The 21197-nt window shown below is 52.3% G+C and carries 16 protein-coding genes; 7 read left to right on the top strand and 9 right to left on the bottom strand.

Going from position 1 to position 21197, the window contains the following annotated elements:
- Window positions 1-271: 271 nt before the first annotated feature.
- The 7 genes from gatY to D9742_RS09990 all read left to right on the top strand — a co-directional run bounded on the left by gatY (window position 272) and on the right by D9742_RS09990 (window position 6525).
- Window positions 272-1126: a tagatose-bisphosphate aldolase subunit GatY gene (gatY, locus tag D9742_RS10020; protein WP_130236805.1), complete on the top strand. Its 855-nt coding sequence runs from the start codon at window positions 272-274 to the stop codon at window positions 1124-1126.
- 28 nt (window positions 1127-1154) lie between these two features.
- Window positions 1155-2417, top strand: coding sequence for a tagatose-bisphosphate aldolase subunit GatZ (gene gatZ, locus D9742_RS10015; RefSeq protein ID WP_130236804.1), 1263 nt, complete (start codon window positions 1155-1157; stop codon window positions 2415-2417).
- A gap of 12 nt (window positions 2418-2429) precedes the next feature.
- Window positions 2430-2879: a PTS galactitol transporter subunit IIA gene (gene gatA / locus D9742_RS10010; RefSeq protein WP_130236803.1), complete on the top strand. Its 450-nt coding sequence runs from the start codon at window positions 2430-2432 to the stop codon at window positions 2877-2879.
- Window positions 2880-2913: 34 nt separating this feature from the next.
- Window positions 2914-3198 (top strand): PTS galactitol transporter subunit IIB, encoded by a 285-nt coding sequence (gatB, locus tag D9742_RS10005; protein ID WP_130236802.1) that lies wholly within the window; start codon window positions 2914-2916, stop codon window positions 3196-3198.
- Window positions 3199-3201: 3 nt separating this feature from the next.
- Window positions 3202-4557: a PTS galactitol transporter subunit IIC gene (locus tag D9742_RS10000; RefSeq protein ID WP_130236801.1), complete on the top strand. Its 1356-nt coding sequence runs from the start codon at window positions 3202-3204 to the stop codon at window positions 4555-4557.
- 48 nt (window positions 4558-4605) lie between these two features.
- Entirely contained in the window at window positions 4606-5646 is a 1041-nt protein-coding gene (gene gatD / locus D9742_RS09995; protein WP_130236800.1) for a galactitol-1-phosphate 5-dehydrogenase, read from the top strand.
- Window positions 5647-5751: 105 nt separating this feature from the next.
- A complete protein-coding gene (locus D9742_RS09990; protein ID WP_205712871.1) occupies window positions 5752-6525 on the top strand; it encodes a DeoR/GlpR family DNA-binding transcription regulator in 774 nt (257 codons plus the stop codon).
- Window positions 6526-6615: 90 nt separating this feature from the next.
- On the opposite strand, the gene yegS is transcribed toward D9742_RS09990, so the two are convergent.
- From yegS to mdtA, 9 genes are all read right to left on the bottom strand, one after another.
- A complete protein-coding gene (gene yegS, locus D9742_RS09985; RefSeq protein WP_130236798.1) occupies window positions 6616-7515 on the bottom strand; it encodes a lipid kinase YegS in 900 nt (299 codons plus the stop codon).
- Window positions 7516-7771: 256 nt separating this feature from the next.
- Window positions 7772-9133 carry a tRNA 5-hydroxyuridine modification protein YegQ gene (yegQ, locus tag D9742_RS09980; protein WP_130236797.1) on the bottom strand — a complete coding sequence of 454 codons (1362 nt, stop codon included), beginning with the start codon at window positions 9131-9133 and terminating at the stop codon, window positions 7772-7774.
- 344 nt (window positions 9134-9477) lie between these two features.
- Entirely contained in the window at window positions 9478-9810 is a 333-nt protein-coding gene (locus D9742_RS09970; protein WP_064526966.1) for a YegP family protein, read from the bottom strand.
- A gap of 243 nt (window positions 9811-10053) precedes the next feature.
- Complete coding sequence (baeR, locus tag D9742_RS09965; protein WP_130236796.1) at window positions 10054-10776, bottom strand: two-component system response regulator BaeR; 723 nt, start codon at window positions 10774-10776, stop codon at window positions 10054-10056.
- Window positions 10773-12176 (bottom strand): two-component system sensor histidine kinase BaeS, encoded by a 1404-nt coding sequence (baeS, locus tag D9742_RS09960; RefSeq protein ID WP_130236795.1) that lies wholly within the window; start codon window positions 12174-12176, stop codon window positions 10773-10775. Before baeS ends, baeR begins: the two co-directional genes overlap by 4 nt.
- A complete protein-coding gene (locus D9742_RS09955; protein ID WP_130236794.1) occupies window positions 12173-13588 on the bottom strand; it encodes an MFS transporter in 1416 nt (471 codons plus the stop codon). Before D9742_RS09955 ends, baeS begins: the two co-directional genes overlap by 4 nt.
- Window positions 13589-16666, bottom strand: coding sequence for a multidrug efflux RND transporter permease subunit MdtC (mdtC, locus tag D9742_RS09950; protein WP_130236793.1), 3078 nt, complete (start codon window positions 16664-16666; stop codon window positions 13589-13591).
- Window positions 16667-19789: a multidrug efflux RND transporter permease subunit MdtB gene (gene mdtB, locus D9742_RS09945; RefSeq protein WP_130236792.1), complete on the bottom strand. Its 3123-nt coding sequence runs from the start codon at window positions 19787-19789 to the stop codon at window positions 16667-16669.
- Window positions 19789-21036 (bottom strand): multidrug efflux RND transporter subunit MdtA, encoded by a 1248-nt coding sequence (gene mdtA / locus D9742_RS09940; RefSeq protein WP_001537267.1) that lies wholly within the window; start codon window positions 21034-21036, stop codon window positions 19789-19791. The genes mdtB and mdtA overlap by 1 nt, the downstream gene beginning before the upstream one ends.
- Window positions 21037-21197: the final 161 nt, after the last annotated feature.

Below are 21197 nucleotides of genomic sequence, written 5' to 3'. Positions count from 1 at the left end.
TAAGGCGTTTACGCCGCATCCGGCAACCTATGCCTGATGCGACGCTGAAGCGTCTTATCATGCCTACACAGCGCTGCCACATATGTTTACGCCGCATCCTGCATAAAACCACGCGCACTTTGTTGCGGCTTCCCTCCGGGAGGCCGTTTTTTTTTGCCTTTCATTCCTCGATTAATTTTCATATTGTTGTTTTTGTGATCGTTATCTCGACATTTAAAAACAAATCATTTCATTATATTTTGAAATCGAAAACAAACGACAGGATATGAAAATGTACGTGGTATCGACAAAGCAGATGCTGAACAACGCGCAGCGCGGCGGTTACGCGGTTCCGGCATTCAATATTCACAATCTCGAAACGATGCAAGTGGTGGTGGAAACCGCTGCCAACCTGCAGGCACCGGTCATCATCGCCGGAACGCCTGGCACTTTTACTCATGCTGGAACAGAAAACCTACTGGCGCTGGTCAGCGCAATGGCGAAGCAATACAACCATCCACTGGCGATTCATCTCGACCATCACACGAAATTTGACGATATAGCTCAGAAAGTCCGCTCCGGCGTGCGTTCGGTGATGATTGACGCTTCGCATCTGCCTTATGCGCAAAACATTGCTCAAGTCAAAGAGGTGGTGGATTTTTGCCATCGCTTTGATGTCAGCGTTGAAGCGGAGCTGGGGCAACTTGGCGGCCAGGAAGATGATGTGCAAGTCAATGAAGCCGATGCGTTGTACACCAACCCCGTTCAGGCGCGTGAATTTGCCGAGGCAACCGGAATTGATTCCCTGGCGGTCGCCATCGGCACGGCTCATGGGATGTATGCCAGCGCACCGGCGCTTGATTTTTCTCGACTGGAGAATATTCGCCAGTGGGTGAACTTACCGCTGGTGCTGCATGGCGCGTCAGGATTATCGACTAAGGATATTCAGCAAACCATCAAACTGGGGATATGCAAAATCAACGTTGCAACGGAGCTGAAAAATGCCTTCTCGCAGGCGTTAAAAAATTACCTGACCGAGCACCCCGAAGCAACCGACCCCCGGGATTATTTGCAACCAGCCAAATTAGCGATGCGCGATGTCGTGAGCAAAGTTATCGCCGATTGTGGCTGTGAGGGCAGGGCATAACGCACCTGCCATTTAACAAGGAAAAACAATGAAAACGTTAATTGCCCGGCATAAAGCCGGTGAACATATCGGCATATGTTCAGTCTGTTCTGCCCATCCGTTGGTTATCGAAGCGGCGCTGGCATTTGATCGCAACAGCACGCGCAAAGTGCTGATTGAAGCAACGTCAAACCAGGTCAATCAATTTGGCGGTTATACCGGAATGACACCGGCAGACTTTCGCGAATTTGTTTTGGCGATTGCCGATAAAGTCGGATTTGCACGTGAGCGCATTATTCTCGGTGGCGACCATCTGGGGCCGAATTGCTGGCAGCAGGAAAGCGCGGATGCGGCGATGGAAAAATCCGTCGAGCTGGTAAAGGCATATGTTCGCGCAGGTTTCAGTAAAATTCATCTTGATGCGTCAATGTCCTGCGCTGGCGACCCCGTGCCGTTAGCCCCAGAAACGGTTGCTGAACGTGCCGCTGTACTCTGCCACGCGGCGGAAAGCGTGGCGACAGATTGTCAGCGTGAGCAATTGACCTATGTTATTGGCACCGAAGTTCCAGTTCCGGGCGGTGAGGCCAGCGCCATTCAGTCTGTACACATCACTCGGGTAGAAGATGCCGCGAATACGTTACGCACGCATCAAAAAGCGTTTATTGCCCATGGCCTGGCAGAGGCGTTAACGCGCGTGATTGCCATCGTGGTGCAACCTGGAGTGGAGTTTGACCATAGCAATATTATCCATTATCAGGCGCAAGAAGCGCAGGCATTGGCCGAATGGATAATCAACAGCAAAATGGTTTATGAAGCACATTCTACCGATTACCAGACCCGGACGGCTTATTGGGAATTAGTCCGCGATCACTTTGCAATATTGAAAGTCGGTCCCGCATTAACCTTTGCTTTACGTGAGGCGATATTTGCGCTGGCACAAATTGAAAAGGAACTTATTGCCCCGGAAAATCGCAGCGGCTGTCTGGACGTGATTGAAGAAGTGATGCTTGACGAACCACAATACTGGAAAAAATATTATCGTACGGGTTTTAACGATTCATTATTGGATATTCGTTACAGTCTTTCGGATCGTATTCGTTATTACTGGCCGCATAACCGGATTAAAAATAGCGTCGAAACGATGATGGCGAATCTGGAAGGCGTGGAAATCCCGCTGGGAATAGTTAGTCAGTATCTTCCGAAACAATTTGAGCGCATTCAGGCCGGGGAATTATCTGCAATACCGCATCAGCTGATAATGGATAAAATTTATGATGTTTTACGCGCCTATCGTTATGGTTGTGCAGAATAATAAGGACGGTATATGACAAAGCTCTTTGTTCGCAGCGGGATTTCTTTTGCCGATCGCAGTGAAGCACTGACCCATATCGGCAATGAAATGGTCGCGCAAGGCGTAGTTCATGACTCCTGGCCGCAGGCATTAATTGCCAGAGAGGCGGAATTTCCCACCGGGATATTGCTTGAGCAGCACGCTATCGCCATACCGCACTGTGAGGCAATTCACGCCAAATCATCAGCTATTTATCTATTAAGACCGGCGAATAAAATTAAGTTTCAGCAAGCCGATGATGATAACGACGTGGCGGTGTCGTTGATTATCGCGCTGATTGTCGAAAATCCGCAGCAGCAACTGAGGCTTTTGCGGTGCTTATTTGGCAAGTTGCAGCAACCTGATATCGTTGAAACGCTAATCACTATTTCTGACGCACAATTAAAGGAATATTTTACACAGTATATTTTAGATTCCGAATAACCAAATACCTCTGTACCAATAAAAAGGATTGATTATGAAACGCAAGATAATTGTCGCTTGCGGAGGCGCGGTTGCGACCTCTACGATGGCGGCGGAAGAAATTAAAGAGTTGTGTCATAGCCATAATATCTCCATTGAATTAATCCAGTGTCGGGTTAATGAAATAGAAACCTATATGGATGGTGTACATCTTATTTGTACTACCGCCAGAGTTGATCGCAATTTTGGCGATATTCCGTTAGTTCACGGTATGCCTTTTGTTTCTGGTGTAGGTATCGAAGCATTACAAAACAAGATTCTGACAATTTTACAGGGGTGACCTATGTTTTCAGAAGTCATGCGTTATATCCTCGACCTTGGCCCCACGGTCATGTTGCCGATTGTTATTATCATATTTTCCAAAATATTAGGTATGAAAGCAGGCGATTGCTTTAAAGCGGGTCTGCACATCGGGATTGGCTTTGTTGGCATCGGCCTGGTGATTGGCTTAATGCTGGATTCCATTGGCCCAGCGGCGAAAGCGATGGCGGAAAATTTCGACTTAAATCTCCATGTGGTCGATGTCGGCTGGCCGGGGTCTTCACCCATGACCTGGGCATCGCAAATTGCGCTTGTGGCGATTCCGATTGCGATTCTGGTTAACGTGGCGATGCTGCTCACGCGTATGACGCGTGTGGTGAATGTCGATATCTGGAATATCTGGCATATGACCTTCACCGGTGCGTTGCTGCATCTTGCGACCGGTTCATGGATGATTGGGATCGCGGGCGTGGTGATTCACGCAGCATTTGTTTATAAACTCGGCGACTGGTTTGCCCGTGATACCCGTGATTTCTTTGAACTGGAAGGTATTGCCATTCCGCATGGTACGTCGGCGTATATGGGGCCGATAGCGGTGGTGGTCGATGCCATCATTGAAAAAATCCCTGGTGTTAACCAGATTAAATTTAGTGCTGATGATATCCAGCGCAAATTTGGACCCTTTGGTGAACCGGTCACCGTGGGATTTGTGATGGGGCTGATCATCGGTATTCTCGCGGGTTACGACGTCAAAGGCGTATTGCAACTGGCAGTAAAAACGGCGGCCGTTATGCTGCTGATGCCTCGAGTGATCAAGCCTATTATGGATGGCTTAACACCTATTGCGAAGCAGGCTCGCAGCCGTTTGCAGGCGAAATTTGGCGGCCAGGAGTTTCTGATTGGTCTGGATCCGGCATTGCTGCTGGGGCATACGGCGGTGGTGTCGGCCAGCCTGATTTTTATCCCGCTCACCATTCTGATTGCGGTATGTGTTCCGGGTAATCAGGTGCTGCCGTTTGGCGACCTTGCAACCATTGGCTTCTTTGTGGCAATGGCAGTAGCGGTGCATCGTGGAAACCTGTTCCGCACCTTAATTTCTGGTGTGATCATTATGAGCATCACCCTGTGGATTGCGACGCAAACTATTGGTCTGCACACCCAACTGGCTGCCAATGCTGGCGCATTAAAAGCCGGAGGCATGGTAGCTTCGATGGATCAGGGCGGTTCACCCATTACCTGGTTATTGATTCAGTTTTTCTCCCCGCAAAATATTCCCGGTTTCATTATTATCGGCGCCATTTATCTCACCGGTATTTTCATGACCTGGCGTAGAGCGCGTGGTTTTATTAAACAAGAGAAAGCCGTTCTCGCAGAATAATTTTTACCTGAGGGGGAGAATATCCCCCTTAACCAATCTGGAGCTTTTATGAAATCAGTTGTTAATGATACTGATGGTATCGTGCGAGTTGAAGAACGAGTCATGCCCGAAATCAACCATCAGGACGAGGTACGGGTAAAAATTGCCAGCTCAGGGATATGTGGTTCCGACTTGCCCAGAATATTTAAAAATGGTGCCCATTATTATCCAATAACGTTAGGCCATGAATTTAGCGGATATATCGATGCGGTGGGGGCCGATGTTAATGATTTACAACCTGGCGATGCGGTTGCCTGTGTGCCGTTATTACCTTGTTTTCATTGCCCGGAGTGCCTGAAAGGCTATTATTCTCAGTGTGCGAAATATGATTTTATTGGTTCGCGACGTGATGGCGGATTTTCCGAATATATTGTGGTTAAGCGAAACAATGTCTTTGCACTACCTGAGGATATGCCTATTGAGGATGGTGCTTTTATTGAACCGATTACCGTTGGCCTGCATGCTTTCCATTTAGCACAAGGGTGTGAGAATAAAAACGTTATTATTATTGGTGCCGGAACCATTGGCCTGCTGGCGATCCAGTGCGCTGTTGCGCTTGGAGCAAAGAGTGTGACGGCTATCGACATTAGCCCAGAAAAACTGGCACTGGCAAAATCCTTCGGCGCTACGCAAACATTTAACAGTAGCGAAATGAGCGCGCCGCAAATACAGGCCGTTTTACGCGAACTGCGCTTCAACCAGCTGATCCTTGAGACAGCGGGCGTGCCACAAACCGTCGAACTGGGGGTGGAAATCGCCGGGCCTCACGCACAACTGGCCCTGGTGGGAACGTTACATCAGGATCTGCATTTAACATCGGCAACGTTTGGCAAAATATTGCGTAAAGAGCTGACGGTTATCGGTAGCTGGATGAACTACTCAAGCCCGTGGCCTGGGCAGGAGTGGGAAACGGCAAGCCGGTTGCTGACAGAACGAAAGTTAAGTCTGGAGCCGTTAATCGCTCACCGTGGCGGCTTTGAAAGCTTCGCCCAGGCGGTGCGTGACATCGCCCGCAATACCATGCCGGGTAAAGTGTTACTCATTCCCTGAAACCGCGGGCCAGCGTGATGCTGGCCCGGTATTGTGCAAAACAGATCATTCACCAATGGTCCCCCTTCGTTTACACTAGTCACAATTGAATATGGGTAAATGACGATGAATTCATTCGAGCGAAGGAATAAGATCATCCAATTAGTGAATGAACAAGGAACCGCGCTTGTTCAGGATCTGGCGGGAATATTTGCTGCATCGGAAGCGACAATTCGAGCCGATTTGCGCTTTCTCGAACAAAAAGGCGTGGTAACGCGCTTTCATGGCGGTGCAGCGAAAATAATGTCCGGTAATAGTGAAACCGAGACCCAGGAAGTCGGGTTTAAAGAGCGATTTCAGTTAGCCAGCGCACCGAAAAACAGAATTGCGCAGGCGGCAGTAAAAATGATCCATGAAGGAATGACGGTTATCCTCGATAGCGGAAGCACGACAATGCTTATCGCTGAAGGGTTAATGACAGCTAAAAATATCACGGTGATCACCAATAGTCTTCCTGCTGCATTTACCCTTTCTGAAAATAAAGACATCACTTTGGTGGTTTGTGGTGGTACGGTGCGCCATAAAACGCGATCTATGCATGGCTCTATTGCTGAACGTTCCCTGCAGGATATTAATGCGGATTTAATGTTTGTGGGGGCTGATGGGATTGATGCAGTTAATGGTATTACAACATTTAATGAAGGTTATTCCATTAGCGGTGCTATGGTGACAGCAGCGAATAAAGTTATCGCAGTTCTCGACTCAACAAAATTTAACCGTCGTGGATTTAATCAGGTACTGCCGATCGAAAAAATCGATATTATTATTACCGATGATGCGGTATCAGAAGTCGATAAAATGGCATTGCAGAAGACGCGGGTGAAATTAATTACGGTGTAGCACTCATCTGTTCAGTTTGTATGCCGGATACGGTGTTTACACCGCATCCGGCATAACTGACTCTCCCTAATTCAAGAGAGAATAATTTGATTAACGCAATAATGGACAATCCGGTGGTAATCGGCAACGCAGCGCCGCTGGAAGTATTTCAATATGAAAGTTTTGTCCACTCAACGGTTCACCATCAAGATTAAAGGTGATTTCATGGGGGGCCTGGATATCGAACCACGCCGAAGCGCCTTCGATGATATTCGGGTTTTCTTCATCAGGTTTTAATGTAGAAACAAGGGCAGGTAGAATTTCATCTCCGGTGAAGATACGCAGCTGCAACAAGCCATCATTAATCAGCGCAGTAGGGCACAACTGCTGTCCGCCACCGGCCTGACGTCCGTTGCCAATGCCAATAACCAGGGCATCTCCTTGCCAGTGAAAATTTTCACCATGGATCTCACAACGATCTGGTTGTAACGTGTCCATGCGCATTAATCCGTGAATGATGTAAGAGACGCCCCCTAGTGCGGCTTTTAACTTCTCAGGTGTTTCGGTGGTGATGCGCGTTCCAAAGCCGCCCGTTGCCATATTGATAAAACAGGTTTGCCTGTTAACCTGCGCAATATCAATCGCAATAGCGTTACCGGCAATCGCCAGTTTCAACGCTTTATCCAGCGCCTCAGGGACCCCCACGCTGGTGGCGAAATCATTCGCTGTACCTAGCGGCAAAATCCCCAAAGCAGGAATGTCATCGCCTTCACAATGTATCAACGCCGTGGAGACTTCATTAATGGTGCCATCGCCACCGCCTGCTATCACCGTTGCGACGCCAAGTTGGCGCGCTTCAGTCACAAAACGCGCGGCATCACCTTTCTCCCAGGTGACTCGTACATGGATCGTTATTCCTTCTTCACGCAACAGCATAATCGCTTCGCGCAATGTTTCATTGTCAGCACTTTTGCCGTTAAGAATCAGCAAACTGGCGGGAAAATCGGCCATCGTCGTATGCCTTTATTATTGATCTTAAGAAAGTGTAGAGCAGAAAAGAGAAGGTGGTGTCAGAACAGGATGAAAGTCGTGAGGCAAAAAATAAGCCTGCGTAAGGGAGATTACACAGGCTAAGGAGGTGGTTCCTGGTACAGCTAGCATTTTATGGGTTATGTTTTTCAGCGAAACGGATGATAACCTTAATAAATGCAGCTGTATGTGATCGGTTTCTAAGAATTTTCTATCTGGGAAAAATAGTCGAAATTAATCACTTACCGTGCGGGTTACGCGTGGTTTCCCCAGAGAAATTACGCATCAGCAGCGCGTAATTCAGTTCGAGATCCTGCAGGACCGGGATCCACACAGTATAACCATCGCCCGGCGCAACCGGCATCGCTTCGCCTTTGGCGTTTTCCATATGCTCAAGGGTAAAGTTGATATTGCCCTGTGGAGTCATCAGCTCAAGGCTGTCGCCAACGGAGAATTTGTTTTTAACTGCTACCGCCGCGAGGTCGCCTTTACGCTCACCGGTAAACTCACCAACAAACTGCTGGCGGTCAGAAACGGAATAACCGTATTCGTAGTTCTGATAATCATCATGCGTATGGCGGCGCAGGAAACCTTCGGTATAGCCGCGATGTGCCAGGCCTTCCAGCGTTTCCAGCAGGCTGGTGTCGAACGGTTTGCCTGCAGCTGCGTCATCGATAGCCTTACGATAAACTTGCGCGGTGCGTGCACAATAGTAGAAAGATTTGGTACGGCCTTCGATTTTCAGCGAATGCACGCCCATTTTGGTCAGGCGCTCAACGTGGGCGATGGCACGCAGATCTTTCGAGTTCATGATGTAAGTGCCGTGTTCGTCTTCAAACGCGGTCATATACTCGCCCGGACGCTGGGCCTCTTCGATCATAAACACTTTGTCTGTTGGCGCACCAATACCCAGCGTAGGCTCAACGTTTTGCACAGGAATCGGCTCGTACTTGTGAACGATGTTGCCAACGTCATCTTCTTTACCTTCCTGTACGTTGTACTCCCAGCGGCAGGCATTGGTGCAGGTTCCCTGGTTCGGGTCGCGTTTGTTAATGTAGCCCGAGAGCAGGCAGCGGCCGGAGTAGGCCATGCACAGTGCGCCGTGAACGAAGATTTCGAGTTCCATATCCGGCACCTGATTGCGGATCTCTTCAATCTCTTCCAGCGACAGTTCGCGGGAGAGGATCACGCGGGTCAGGCCCATCTGCTGCCAGAATTTTACCGTCGCCCAGTTTACGGCATTAGCCTGCACTGAGAGGTGGATTGGCATTTCAGGGAAGTGCTCACGCACCAGCATAATTAGCCCTGGATCGGACATAATTAGCGCATCCGGCCCCATTTCCACCACCGGTTTCAGGTCACGGATAAAGGTTTTCAGCTTAGCGTTGTGCGGCGCAATGTTGACCACGACATAAAACTTTTTCCCCAGCGCATGGGCTTCGTTAATGCCGAGCTGGAGATTTTCGTGGTTGAATTCATTGTTGCGCACACGAAGGGAGTAACGCGGTTGGCCCGCATAAACAGCATCTGCGCCATAAGCAAAAGCGTAACGCATATTTTTCAGCGTTCCCGCCGGGGAAAGGAGTTCCGGTTTAAACATAATTCTCTCGTTCTGATGACAGGTCAGATCCGCTTCACCTGATGAAGCGGTTAGGGGAGTGTCCCCACTTTAAGGGCGGGCATTGTAGCGCAATCGGTGGGGGTGGCTCCAGTGTAAATGTCTGGTAGCATCCTGGTTTTGGTTAAGGATACGAATGACGATAATTTCTTCGGCACTTGCAGGAAATAAATAACGTGGCGTTCAAAAAGAAGAACAAAAATTCCTTCACCTAATATGAAGCTTATCCTCCCATTATTTTAATGGCGCGGATTAATCCTTAACATCAATAAGTCAGTGTTTATTAGAAATAAAGCCGGACGCGTCATCCGCGTCCGGCACAATGATTAAGTCTTATCTTTCACCGTCTGGCTTACGCCATTGGTTTTTACAGAGGCAATTCCGACTTCGCGTGATTGAGCGGTAGCATACATCTGGCTGGAGCCAATTATCTGATGATTGGCCGCTTTCAGATTGAAATAAAACTTGCCGTTGCTCGCTGTTTTTTTCTCATAGCGTTCATCCTGCGGACTGTTGCTTTGTACCGAGGCGATGCCCTTTTCCGCAGAGGCTTTTGAGGCATACAATTCGCTTGTGAGAATGGTTTCTCCGTTCCCCGCTTTTAACACAAAACGGAACTGATTATCACTGCTCTTATTAAGTTCAAACCAACCAGCCATATTGACTCCTTGCTTGAAATTGCGTATCGAAAACAGTATGTAACGATTTAAGTATGGGTGATATTCAGGTGGTTGCCAATCAGGGGAATACCCTCTAAAGCATGGGGAAGATTACTGATAAATATGCTGAAATCTGAATACAAGCGCGGCTTTATCCCTCTCTTTTTCAGAGAGGGTAATAATACTCAGTGGGCGAGGAAACGGTCCGCGTCGTAATTTGAGACTGCCATCATAAGGAACAGATTAAACAATACGGCAGGCGTCAGCCTCCCAACGGTAACCGACACCGTAAACGGCACGGATAAATGACTGTTCGGCGTCGAGAGATTCTAGTTTGCGACGCAGGTTTTTAATGTGGCTGTCGATAGTTCGGTCGGTTACCACGCGGTAGTCGTCGTAAAGATGATTGAGCAATTGCTCGCGCGAGAATACTTTACCAGGTTCATGGGAGAGCGTTTTCAACAGGCGAAATTCCGCGGGTGTCAGATCGAGCATTTTGCCACGCCATGAAGCCTGAAAACGGCCTTCGTCGATAATCAACGGACTTTCGTCATCCTGTTGTTGTAACTCGCGCTGCGGTTTGCAGCGGCGCAAAATGGTTTTAACGCGCGCTACTACTTCTCGCGGACTGTAAGGCTTGCAGATATAGTCATCAGCACCAATTTCCAGCCCCAGCAGGCGATCGATCTCTTCGATTTTCGCCGTCACCATCACAATTGGGACATCAGAAAAACGACGAATTTCCCGGCACAGCGTCAGACCATCGGTGCCTGGTAACATCAGATCCAGCAGGATCAGATCCGGCGGCGTCTGGCGCACGTACGACAGTACCTGATCGCCGTGGCTGATAAGCGTCGGCGCATAGCTCGCAGCACGCAGATAATCAATGAGCAACTGCCCCAGCTTGGGTTCATCTTCCACGATTAAAATGCGTGGCGTGTTTTCGTCGATGGGTAACTCGGTCATGCTTCTCCCTGTAAATCTCGTTCCAGCGGTAACTCTACTGTAATGCTTACCCCGCCAAAAGGCGAATGGGCGGCAAGAATGCGGCCATTATGTGCTTCAACGATGTTAACGCAAATCGCCAGCCCCAGCCCGGAACCGCCGCTGGCACGGTTGCGGGAACCTTCGGTGCGATAAAAACGCTCAAACAATTTTTGTAGTTGATCGTCACTGACACCAGGCGCACTGTCGGCAAAGGTCAGGCGCACCGTTTTGTCGTGCTGCTCGGCAGAGATTTTCAGGCTGCCGCCGCTGTCAGTGTAGCGCAGGCTGTTTTCCAGTAAGTTATTGAACAACTGCATTAAACGGTCGCGATCGCCAAAAACGGTAATACTGTCTGGCAGGGAAAATTGCAGTTTCAGGCCACGGCTGGCGAATCGTTCGCGAAATGCGCCTCCCGCCACTTCCAGCAGTGGGATCAAATCTACCGGTGCTTTTTGATAGGCGAGAGCGCCTTCATCAGACATCGACAACTGATGGAGATCGTCAACCAGTTTGGTCAGTGTACCGACCTCCGCCTGTAAAGACGCCACCGTCTCCGGCGTGAATTTGCGCACGCCATCCTGAATGGCTTCCAGTTCACCGCGCAGCACCGCTAATGGCGTACGCAGTTCGTGAGAAATATCGGCCATAAAATCGCGCCGCATTTGCTGGTTTTTCTCTAGAGTGCTGGCGAGCTGGTTGAAGTCTTGCGCCAGTTTGCCCAGTTCATCTTCACTGGTGGGCGTCACGCGGGTTGTGAAATCGCCCGCCGCCAGTTTGTGCGTGCCGTCCACCAGCCGTTTGACCGGGGCCAAAAGACCACGCGCCAGCAGAAAGGTGGCGAGCGCCGCGAGTAACGTTGCCAGGGCGACAATCAGCCAGCTGGTTTGCCGCTGTTGTTTATCGAAATTGATATCAGTATTGCGGGTCAGCCGTTCAACGGGTGAGGCGATCACCGCGCCAACCTCCGTACCATTTACCAAAATTGGCCGTCGCGAGCCGTCCAGCGGAATGGGGGCGCGCGGACCAACCAGAACTTTGTTGTTTTGATCAACTACCCAGAACTGGGTGCGCCAGCCGTGCGGCGGCATCCCAGGGCCGGGTTTGTCTTCCGAATTATCATGCTCAAATGAACGCAGGATCTGAAACACAAAGCGATCGTTGTTGCGCAGGAAGCGCCAGTTACCATGCTGCGCATACTGTTCGCCCAGAGCATCGCCAAGCATTTGCAGTCGCTGCTCATTGCCATGTTTGATGTAATCAATAAATCCACGCTCAAAACTAATACGCACAGCCCAGTGCATACTGATCAGCAAGACGATGCAGGTGGCGAAAATCGCCAGAAACAGTTTGCCGGTAATACCGGGCCGCCAGAACTTCATTGAGTGCTCCTTTTGCGCCGCGAAATAGCCACGTTTTGATGCGTATCGTTCGGAACTCTGGCAAAGATGAACGCCGGAAGGGCGATGATAAACGCCATGCAAAGCCAGGTGTACATAAAGACGGTTTGTGTGGTGCCGCTGTCGACGCTGACATGCTGCGAACCAAAAAGCCCCAGCAACAGCCCGGCGATAGTGACGCCGATACTCATCGACAATTGCATAATCATCGACAGCAGGCTGTTGCCGCTGCTCGCCAGATTATCCGGCAGATCTTTCAGCATCAGGGTGTTCATGGAGGAGAAACGCGTCGAGTTGACCATCCCTTGTAAAAACAGGACGAACGGCAAAACGTAGTACCAGCCCAGCAGCGCGGTGGTCATAAATAGCAGGGTGACCAGCGAGAGGCCAAGCGTGGTTGCCACCAGCACCCGACGGTAACCAAAACGGTTAACCACCTGCACTACAATTCGCTTCATCCCCATGCTGCCGAGCACCATCGGGATCATCATCAATCCGGCATGAAACGGCGAGAAACCGAGGCCAATCTGTAAGAAAACCGGCGTCATAAAGGGCAACATGCCGCTGCCGACACGTCCGGCGAAACTCCCCGCCAGGCCCAGCGAAAAGGTGCGGGTGCGAAACAGTTTCAGGCTGAACAGGGCGCGGTGATTGTTTCTGGCATGCAGTAGATAAAGCGCAATGGCTACCACGCCCACAGCTACCAGCACGGCGATGGTTAGCGGCGATAAACCTGTACCTTTACTGCCGTCCAGCGCCAGGGTTAAGACCGCCATGCCAACCGCCAGCAATAAAAATCCGGAGAGATCGAAGCGCCGCGTTTGCATGGTGTAGTTCGGCATTAACATCAGCGTGGCGATAGCACCGATAATCCCTACCGGAATGTTGATCAAAAAGATCCAGTGCCAGGAGGCGTACTCCACCAGCAGGCCGCCGAGCGCCGGACCAAGCAGTGGGCCGACCTGACCAGGTAACGTGACAAAGGTCATCGCCGCCATATATTGCTCGCGCGGTACGATTTTCATCACCGTAAGCCTTCCGACCGGCACCATCATCGCGCCGCCCACGCCCTGTAACGCGCGTGCCAGCAACAGTTCGTTCAGCGTGCCGGAAAGCGCGCAGAACAGTGAACCGAGGGTAAACAGCACTATGGCAGTAAAGAAAATATTGCGCACGCCGACTTTGTCCGCCAGCCAGCCGCTGGCGGGCAGCATCACCGCCACGGTCAGCACATAAGAGACGATGACCATGTGCATATGCAGCGGGCTTTCCCCCAGGCTTTGCGCCATTGAGGGAAGGGCGGTGTTAACGATGGTAGTGTCCAGCGACTGCATAAAGAAGCCGAAAGCCACAATCCACAATTGCCAGCGGGTGCTGTCGGGAAGTTCTGTCATTTACTCGGTTACCGTTTGTTTAGGTTTACGCGAAAAACGCAGCCGCAGACGGTCGAAAAAGAGATACACCACCGGCGTGGTATACAGCGTCAGGAGCTGGCTCATTACCAGACCGCCGACAATGGTGATCCCCAGGGGGTGCCGCAGTTCCGAGCCGTCACCGCCCGACAACACCAGCGGCAGCGCGCCAAACAGCGCCGCCAGGGTAGTCATCATAATCGGGCGAAAACGCAGCAGACAGGCCTGGAAAATAGCTTCCTGCGGCGTCAGGTTACCGTGCCGTTGGGCTTCAAGCGCAAAATCGACCATCATAATGGCGTTTTTCTTCACGATGCCGATTAATAACATAATCCCTATCAGGGCGATTAGGCTGAACGGGGCATTGAACAGCTCCAGCGCCAGCAGCGCTCCAACGCCCGCAGAAGGCAGGGTGGAGAGAATCGTCAGCGGATGTACGTAACTCTCGTAAAGGATACCCAGCACGATATACACCGTGGCGATCGCTGCGATAATCAGGATCACCTGTGAGTTCATCGTCTCCTGGAACACCTGTGCCGTGCCGGCAAAACTGCCGCGCACGGTAGAAGGTACACCTAGCTGGGTCATTGCGCGGTCGATTGCCGCACTGGCGTCCGAGAGCGATTTCCCGGTCGGCAGGTTGAAAGAGATGGTCGAGGCTGCCGATAATCCCTGATGATTCACCGACAGCGGGGCATTCGCCGGTTGCCATTTAGCGAAATACGACAGCGGGATCGCTTTGCCTTCGTTATTGATAACGAACATTTTTTCCAGCGCGCTGATGTCCTGGGTATAGCGCGGATCCACTTCCATCACCACTTTGTACTGGTTCATCGGCTGGTAAATGGTCGAGATTTGCCGCTGACCGAAGGCGTTATTTAACAGGCTGTTGGCGGCCTGCACGTCGATTCCCAGCCGTGCCATGGTGTCGCGGTCGTAAACCAGATTCATCTCCGCGCCGTTATCCTGCTGATCGGAGTTCACGTCCGCCAGTTCCGGCAACGTCGCCAGTTTTTTGCGGATTTTCGGCTCCCATTCGCGCAGTGCCGCCAGGTCGTCGGATAACAACGTGTACTGGTAACTGGCGTTCGACTGACGTCCGCCAACGCGAATATCCTGTACCGCCATCAGGAACAGATTCGCCCCCGGTTCTTTCGCCAGTTTCACCCGCAGACGGTCGATAATTTGCTGCGCCGTTTCGCTGCGTTCGCCGCGTGGCTTGAGGGTGATAAACATCATCCCGCTGTTCACCCGCGAACCGCCGGTAAAGCCGGTGACATTATCCACTGCCGGATCGTCACGGATAATTTTCATGAAATCCTGCAATTTGCCGCGCATTGCCTGAAACGAAATACTCTGATCCGCCTGTATCCCGCCCATCAACACGCCGGTGTCCTGCTCCGGGAAGAAGGTTTTCGGGATCGAGATATACAGCCAGATATTCAGTGCAATGGTGCCAAGCAGCACCACGCCCACCAGACGGGTATGATTCAGCACCCATTTCAGCGACTTGCCGTAGCCTTGTTGCAGGGCTACCAACATGCGACCAAAACCACGCAGTCGCTTTTGCTCACGCGGCTTGCTGGCTTTCAGCATCCAGCCGCACATCATCGGCGTTAATGTCAGAGAAACCAGCAACGAAATACCAATGGCGACAGAAAGCGTCACGGCAAACTCGCGTAACAGGCGGCCCGGCAAACCGCCCATCAGCAGCAACGGCAGGAACACCGCCACCAGTGACAGACTCATCGACAGCACCGTAAAACCGACTTCGCGAGTACCTTGCAGCGCGGCCTGTAGCGGTTTCATCCCCGCTTCCAGATGACGGGCAATGTTTTCCAGCACCACGATGGCGTCATCCACCACGAAACCAGTAGCGATGGTGAGCGCCATTAACGACAGGTTATTGAGACTGAAACCACACAGGTACATCGCCGCAAACGTACCAATCAGCGAAACCGGCACCGCAACGGCGGGAATAATAGTGGCGCGACCCGAGCGCAGGAATAAAAAGACCACCAGAATCACCAGCGCCACCGAGATAATCAGCGTTTGCTCGACTTCTTCCAGCGAGGCGCGAATGGTGGGGGAGCGATCCTGGGCAATTTGCAGATCAATCGCCGCCGGAATGGTCTCCTGCAACTCCGGTAATTTTGCCCGGATGCTGTCTACCGTCTGGATAATATTGGCTTCCGGCAGCTTGCGGATCATCAGCAAAATAGCCGGTTTGGCGTTGGTCATCCCGGCGTTACGTACATCCTGCACTGAGTCGGTCACCGTCGCCACATCGCCCAGACGAACCGCGCCGCCGTTGTTGTAATGAATAATCAGCGGCTGATATTCAGCGGCGGTTTTTAGCTCATCGTTAGTCTGGATCTGCCAGCGGTGGGTATCATCTTCCAGCGCCCCCTGTGGTTTACGCACGTTGGCATTGCTGATGGCAGTGCGCACGTCGTCCAGCGAGACGCCCTGATTAAACAGCGCCTGCGGGTTCAGCCCGACGCGCACGGCGGGCAGCGAGCTGCCGCCGACATCGACATCACCGACGCCGTCGATTTGCGAAATCGTCGGAGCCAGTTGCGTTGAGGCGAAATCGTACAATTCACCCTGCGAATAAGTATCGGAGGTTAGCGTGAGGATCATAATTGGCGCATCCGACGGGTTCGCTTTGCGATAGGTCGGACGGCTGGGCATCCCGCTGGGTAGCAGACTTTGCGCGGCGTTAATCGCCGCCTGCACATCGCGCGCCGCGCCGTTGATATCCCGGTCAAAATCAAATTGCAAAATAATGCGCGTGCTGCCGAGCGAACTGCTGGAGGTCATTTCACTGACCCCGGCAATGCGCCCAAGTGAGCGCTCCAGCGGCGTGGCAACGGAAGACGCCATTGTTTCTGGCGATGCACCGGGCAGCGAGGCGCTGACCATAATCACCGGAAAATCGACCTGTGGTAGCGGGGCGACCGGCAGCATACGGAAGCCCAGTATGCCGCACAGGGTAATGGCGACCGACAGTAAAATCGTCGCCACCGGGCGGTAAATGAAGAGGGCAAAAAACTTCACTTACGCCTCCTCTTCATGACGGGCAAAGCGGCTTTTGGTCCACAATGCCAGGCGGTCGAACAGCAGATAAATCACTGGCGTGGTAAACAGCGTCAGTACCTGGCTGACAACCAGACCACCGACCATGCCGATACCTAACGGACGACGCAGTTCCGCGCCGACCCCGGTACTCAACATCAGCGGCAGCGCGCCAAGCAGAGCCGCCAGAGTGGTCATCAGGATAGGACGAAAACGCAACAGACAAGCCTGGTAGATGGCATCGCGCGGCGACATGCCTTGCTCGCGCTCGGCAGCCAGCGCGAAGTCGATCATCATGATGGCGTTCTTCTTCACGATACCGATCAGCAAAATAATGCCGATAATCGCAATCACATCCAGTTCGCTACCGGCAATCATTAATGCCAGCAGCGCGCCGACCCCTGCGGTGGGTAGCGTCGAGAGAATGGTGATCGGATGAATAAAGCTTTCGTAAAGAATGCCGAGCACGATATACATCGCCACCACCGCCGCGACAATCAGCCAGACAGTGCTGCCCAGCGCCGACTGGAAGGCGAGGGTGCTACCCTGGAACTGCGTGGTGATATCCACCGGCAGATTCAGCGTCTTCTCGGTGTCCATAATCGCCTGCACCGCATCGCCCAGCGAATAGTTATCCGGCACGTTAAAGGAGATTGTCGTTACCGGGAACTGATCCAGATGGTTGATGGAAAGCGGCGCAAAACGCTGTTCAACTTTGGCAATTGAGCTTAACGGCACCACGCCACCGTCGCTGCTGGTCAGGCGAATGGTATCCAGTGCCGCGAGGCCTGGGGTATTTTCGGTGTTGTGCTCCAGCACCACGCGATACTGGTTGGCCTGAGTATAAATGGTGGAAATCAGCCGCTGACCAAACGCGTTGTACAGGGCGTTATCGACGTCCGCCATGCTGATCCCCAGACGGCTGGCGCTGTCGCGATCAACATTGACATACGCCACCAGCCCTTTGTCCTGCCAGTCGCTGGAGACATCAGAAAGCTGTGGTAGCTGCTGGAGTTTTTCCATCAACTGTGGCACCCAGGTACTGAGCGCATCCAGTGAGGTTGCCTGCAAGGTAAACTGGTACTGGGTGCGACTGACCTGGGTATCAATAGTCAGATCCTGCGTTGGTTGCAGGAAGAGATCGACGCCCGGCACTTTATCCACCGCCGTTTGCAGACGGGCGATGACTTTTTGCACCCGATCATCACGTTCATCCAGCGGTTTGAGGTTGATCTGTAAACGCGCACTGTTCAGCGACGGGTTAGTGCCATCAACGCCCACAAATGAGGTCAGGCTTTGCACCGCAGGATCCTGCAGAATCACATCCGCGACCTGGCGTTGCCGCTGGGCCATATTGGCAAAGGAGCTGGATTGCGGTGCCTGCAGGGTGCCCTGAATAATGCCGTTATCCTGTACCGGGAAGAAACCTTTCGGAATGAACACCCACAGCAGTACGCTAAGCAGCAGCGTGCTGAGCGCCACGCTTAAGGTCAGCCACGGATGATTCAGCACTTTCGTTAGTCCACGACCATAGGCGGCGATTATCCTGTCGAACATTTTCTCCGAGGCACGGGAGAAGCGGTTCTGTTTACGCAGCGACTCCTGGTTGAGCATCCGCGCGCACATCATCGGGGTCAGGGTCAGCGACACCACGGCTGAGATCAAAATCGCGACTGCCAAAGTAATAGCAAATTCGCGGAACAGTCGCCCGACGATATCGCCCATAAACAGCAGTGGGATCAACACCGCAATCAGTGAGAAGGTCAGCGAGATAATGGTAAAGCCGATTTCGCCTGCGCCCTTGAGCGCCGCCGCCAACGGTTTTTCGCCTTTTTCGATATAGCGGGAAATATTTTCGATCACCACGATGGCGTCATCGACCACGAATCCGGTGGCGATAGTTAACGCCATCAGCGTCAGGTTATTGATTGAAAAATCGAGAAACACCATAACCGCGAAAGTGCCGATTAACGACAGCGGTACAGCAACACCGGGAATGATGGTCGCCGGAATATTGCGCAAAAACAGGTAGATAATCATGACGACCAGCGCGATAGCCATCATCAGTTCAAACTGGGTATCATCGACTGATGCGCGGATATTGGTGGTACGGTCAGAAAGTACCGTCACCTTCACCGATTTCGGCAAACTCTCGGTAAGCTGTGGCAGCATCTGCCGGATGCTGTCGGCGGTAGAGATAATGTTAGCACCGGGCTGGCGCTGAACATTCATCACAATGGCCTGTTCTTTGTTCGCCCATGCGCCGAGCCAGCTGTTTTCAGCACCTTGCTCTACGGTTGCGACATCGCCCAGACGAATCGGCGCGCCGTTCTGGTAGGCGATGATTAGCTGGCGATACTCTTCGGCGGATTGCATCTGGTCATTCGCGGAAAGCGTGACCGCGCGGGAAGGGCCGTCGAGGCTACCTTTTGCCGAGTTAACGTTAGCGCCGGTAATAGCGGTACGCACGGTTTCGCTGGTCAGGCCGAGGGCGGCAATTGCCTGAGCGTTAAGTTTGACGCGAACAGCCGGACGCTGGCCGCCGGAAAGCGTCACCAGCCCGACGCCGGAAATCTGCGAGATCTTCTGCGCGACGCGGGTTTCCACCATATCTTCCACCTGGGTCATCGGCATGGCGGTTGAGGTGACAGCGAGCGTCATGATCGGCGGATCTGCCGGGTTCACTTTGCTGTAAACCGGCGGGTTAGGCAGATCGCTCGGCAACAAGTTGGTCGCAGCGTTAATCGCGGCCTGTACTTCCTGCTCGGCGACATCCAGCGGTAATGTTAGCTGGAACTGCAAAGTGATAACTGACGCACCGCCGGAACTTTGCGACGACATCTGTTTCAGACCAGACATCTGCCCGAACTGGCGTTCGAGCGGCGCGGTAACGGCAGAGGTCATGACATCCGGGCTGGCTCCAGGGTAGAGGGTGACCACTTGAATGGTCGGATAGTCCACTTCCGGCAGCGCCGAAACGGGCAGGGCGCGATAACCGATAATCCCGGCGAGTAAGATCGCCACCATCAGCAGCGTGGTGGCGACAGGACGCATAATAAACAGGCGCGACGGGCCGCCTGTGCTGCTTGGGGGTAACACCTGCATCAGGAGCGCGCTCCTTTTTTCGCGTATTCGCGGCTGGTGGCTTTCTCTTCCGGAGCGGTGGCACTCTGGGCTTCTACCACTTCCACTTTCGCCCCTTCGGTCAGGCGATCAATTCCATCCGTAACCACGCGATCGCCCGCAGAAATACCTGCGCGGATCACCACTTTCTGGCTGTCCTGAATGCCAGGCGTCACCAGGTGTTTGCTGACTTTGTTTTCGCTATTCAGTACCCAGACAAAATGGCCTTCGTTGCCCATTTGCAGGGCGGCGGTGGGGATCACCACGGCGTTTTGTTCGGTGTCGACTAACATGCGCGCGTTAACAAACTGATTGGGAAACAGCGCATCATCCTGATTATTAAAGCGTGCTTTCACTTTAATCGTACCGGTAGTGGCATCGATTTGGTTATCCAGACTTAACAGCGTGCCTTCGCTTAATTTCTTCGAGTTGGTGCGATCCCAGGCTTCTACCACCAGCGGTTTTCCGGCTTTTTGCGCCTGCACTACGGTAGCGATATCGCTTTCCGGCAGAGTAAAGAGCAAATCGATAGGATGCGTCTGGGTGATCACAACAATCCCGGTCGTGTCGCCACTGGAGATTTGGTTACCAACATCAACCTGCTTCAGGCCAACACGACCATCGACTGGCGCAGTAATCCGGCTCCAGTCGAGTTGCAGTTGTGCGCTGGCGACGCTCGCTTCATCGGCTTTAATGGTGCCTTCGGTTTCACTGACCAGCGCCTGTTGGGCATCCAGTTCCTGACGAGAGACGAGATTGGTTTTTGCCAGTTGCTGATAACGCGCCAGATCACGGCGGGCATTGGCAAGCGTGGCTTTATCTTTTGCCAGTTGCCCCTGGGCTTGTGCTAATGCAACTTTAAACTGGCTGGGGTCAATTTCTGCCAGTAAATCGCCTGCTTTTACCTGCTGGCCTTCCTGGAAATGTAACGCCATCAGTTGACCATCTACGCGACTGCGCACCGTAACGGTGTTAGCCGCGGTAATAGTGCCAAGCCCGGTGAGATAACGCGGAACCGCCTGTTCCACGGCAGTCGCTGCCTGAACAGGCGCTAAAGGGCCAGAACGCATACCACGGCGCCCCCCCGCAGGTGGGTGCTGCGCTTGTTTCGTTGCACCTGGTGCTGCGCTCTGGGGTTCATTGCGGCCTTGCCAGAACCAGAATGCGGCGATGGCGGCGATAACCACCACGATTACGATTACCCAACGGGATTTATAACTGCCTTTCATCGTTAAGAGTTTCTCTTCCTGAAACGTTTCGCGGAATGATACTAGTGTAGCCAGCCAATAAGGGAGAAAAATGGAGGAATTATGAAACAGTTTCGGGAATCGTCTGAATGACGGTGCGCTTTGCGAGCATGCATCCAGTAATGACACAGGAAACTATTTTA

The sequence above is a fragment of the Escherichia sp. E1V33 genome, from assembly GCF_004211955.1.
Taxonomy (GTDB): Bacteria; Pseudomonadota; Gammaproteobacteria; order Enterobacterales; family Enterobacteriaceae; genus Escherichia.
The sequence above is the reverse complement of the archived record's forward strand: the minus strand, read 5'-3'. Positions and strand labels throughout refer to the sequence as shown.

What these genes read in the sequence shown, in the direction of transcription:
- gatY (WP_130236805.1), top strand. Translation starts at nt 272, where the DNA reads ATGTACGTGGTATCGACAAAGCAGATGCTGAACAACGCGCAGCGCGGC.
- gatZ (WP_130236804.1), top strand. Translation starts at nt 1,155, where the DNA reads ATGAAAACGTTAATTGCCCGGCATAAAGCCGGTGAACATATCGGCATA.
- gatA (WP_130236803.1), top strand. Translation starts at nt 2,430, where the DNA reads ATGACAAAGCTCTTTGTTCGCAGCGGGATTTCTTTTGCCGATCGCAGT.
- gatB (WP_130236802.1), top strand. Translation starts at nt 2,914, where the DNA reads ATGAAACGCAAGATAATTGTCGCTTGCGGAGGCGCGGTTGCGACCTCT.
- D9742_RS10000 (WP_130236801.1), top strand. Translation starts at nt 3,202, where the DNA reads ATGTTTTCAGAAGTCATGCGTTATATCCTCGACCTTGGCCCCACGGTC.
- gatD (WP_130236800.1), top strand. Translation starts at nt 4,606, where the DNA reads ATGAAATCAGTTGTTAATGATACTGATGGTATCGTGCGAGTTGAAGAA.
- D9742_RS09990 (WP_205712871.1), top strand. Translation starts at nt 5,752, where the DNA reads ATGAATTCATTCGAGCGAAGGAATAAGATCATCCAATTAGTGAATGAA.
- yegS (WP_130236798.1), bottom strand. Translation starts at nt 7,515, where the DNA reads ATGGCCGATTTTCCCGCCAGTTTGCTGATTCTTAACGGCAAAAGTGCT.
- yegQ (WP_130236797.1), bottom strand. Translation starts at nt 9,133, where the DNA reads ATGTTTAAACCGGAACTCCTTTCCCCGGCGGGAACGCTGAAAAATATG.
- D9742_RS09970 (WP_064526966.1), bottom strand. Translation starts at nt 9,810, where the DNA reads ATGGCTGGTTGGTTTGAACTTAATAAGAGCAGTGATAATCAGTTCCGT.
- baeR (WP_130236796.1), bottom strand. Translation starts at nt 10,776, where the DNA reads ATGACCGAGTTACCCATCGACGAAAACACGCCACGCATTTTAATCGTG.
- baeS (WP_130236795.1), bottom strand. Translation starts at nt 12,176, where the DNA reads ATGAAGTTCTGGCGGCCCGGTATTACCGGCAAACTGTTTCTGGCGATT.
- D9742_RS09955 (WP_130236794.1), bottom strand. Translation starts at nt 13,588, where the DNA reads ATGACAGAACTTCCCGACAGCACCCGCTGGCAATTGTGGATTGTGGCT.
- mdtB (WP_130236792.1), bottom strand. Translation starts at nt 19,789, where the DNA reads ATGCAGGTGTTACCCCCAAGCAGCACAGGCGGCCCGTCGCGCCTGTTT.
- mdtA (WP_001537267.1), bottom strand. Translation starts at nt 21,036, where the DNA reads ATGAAAGGCAGTTATAAATCCCGTTGGGTAATCGTAATCGTGGTGGTT.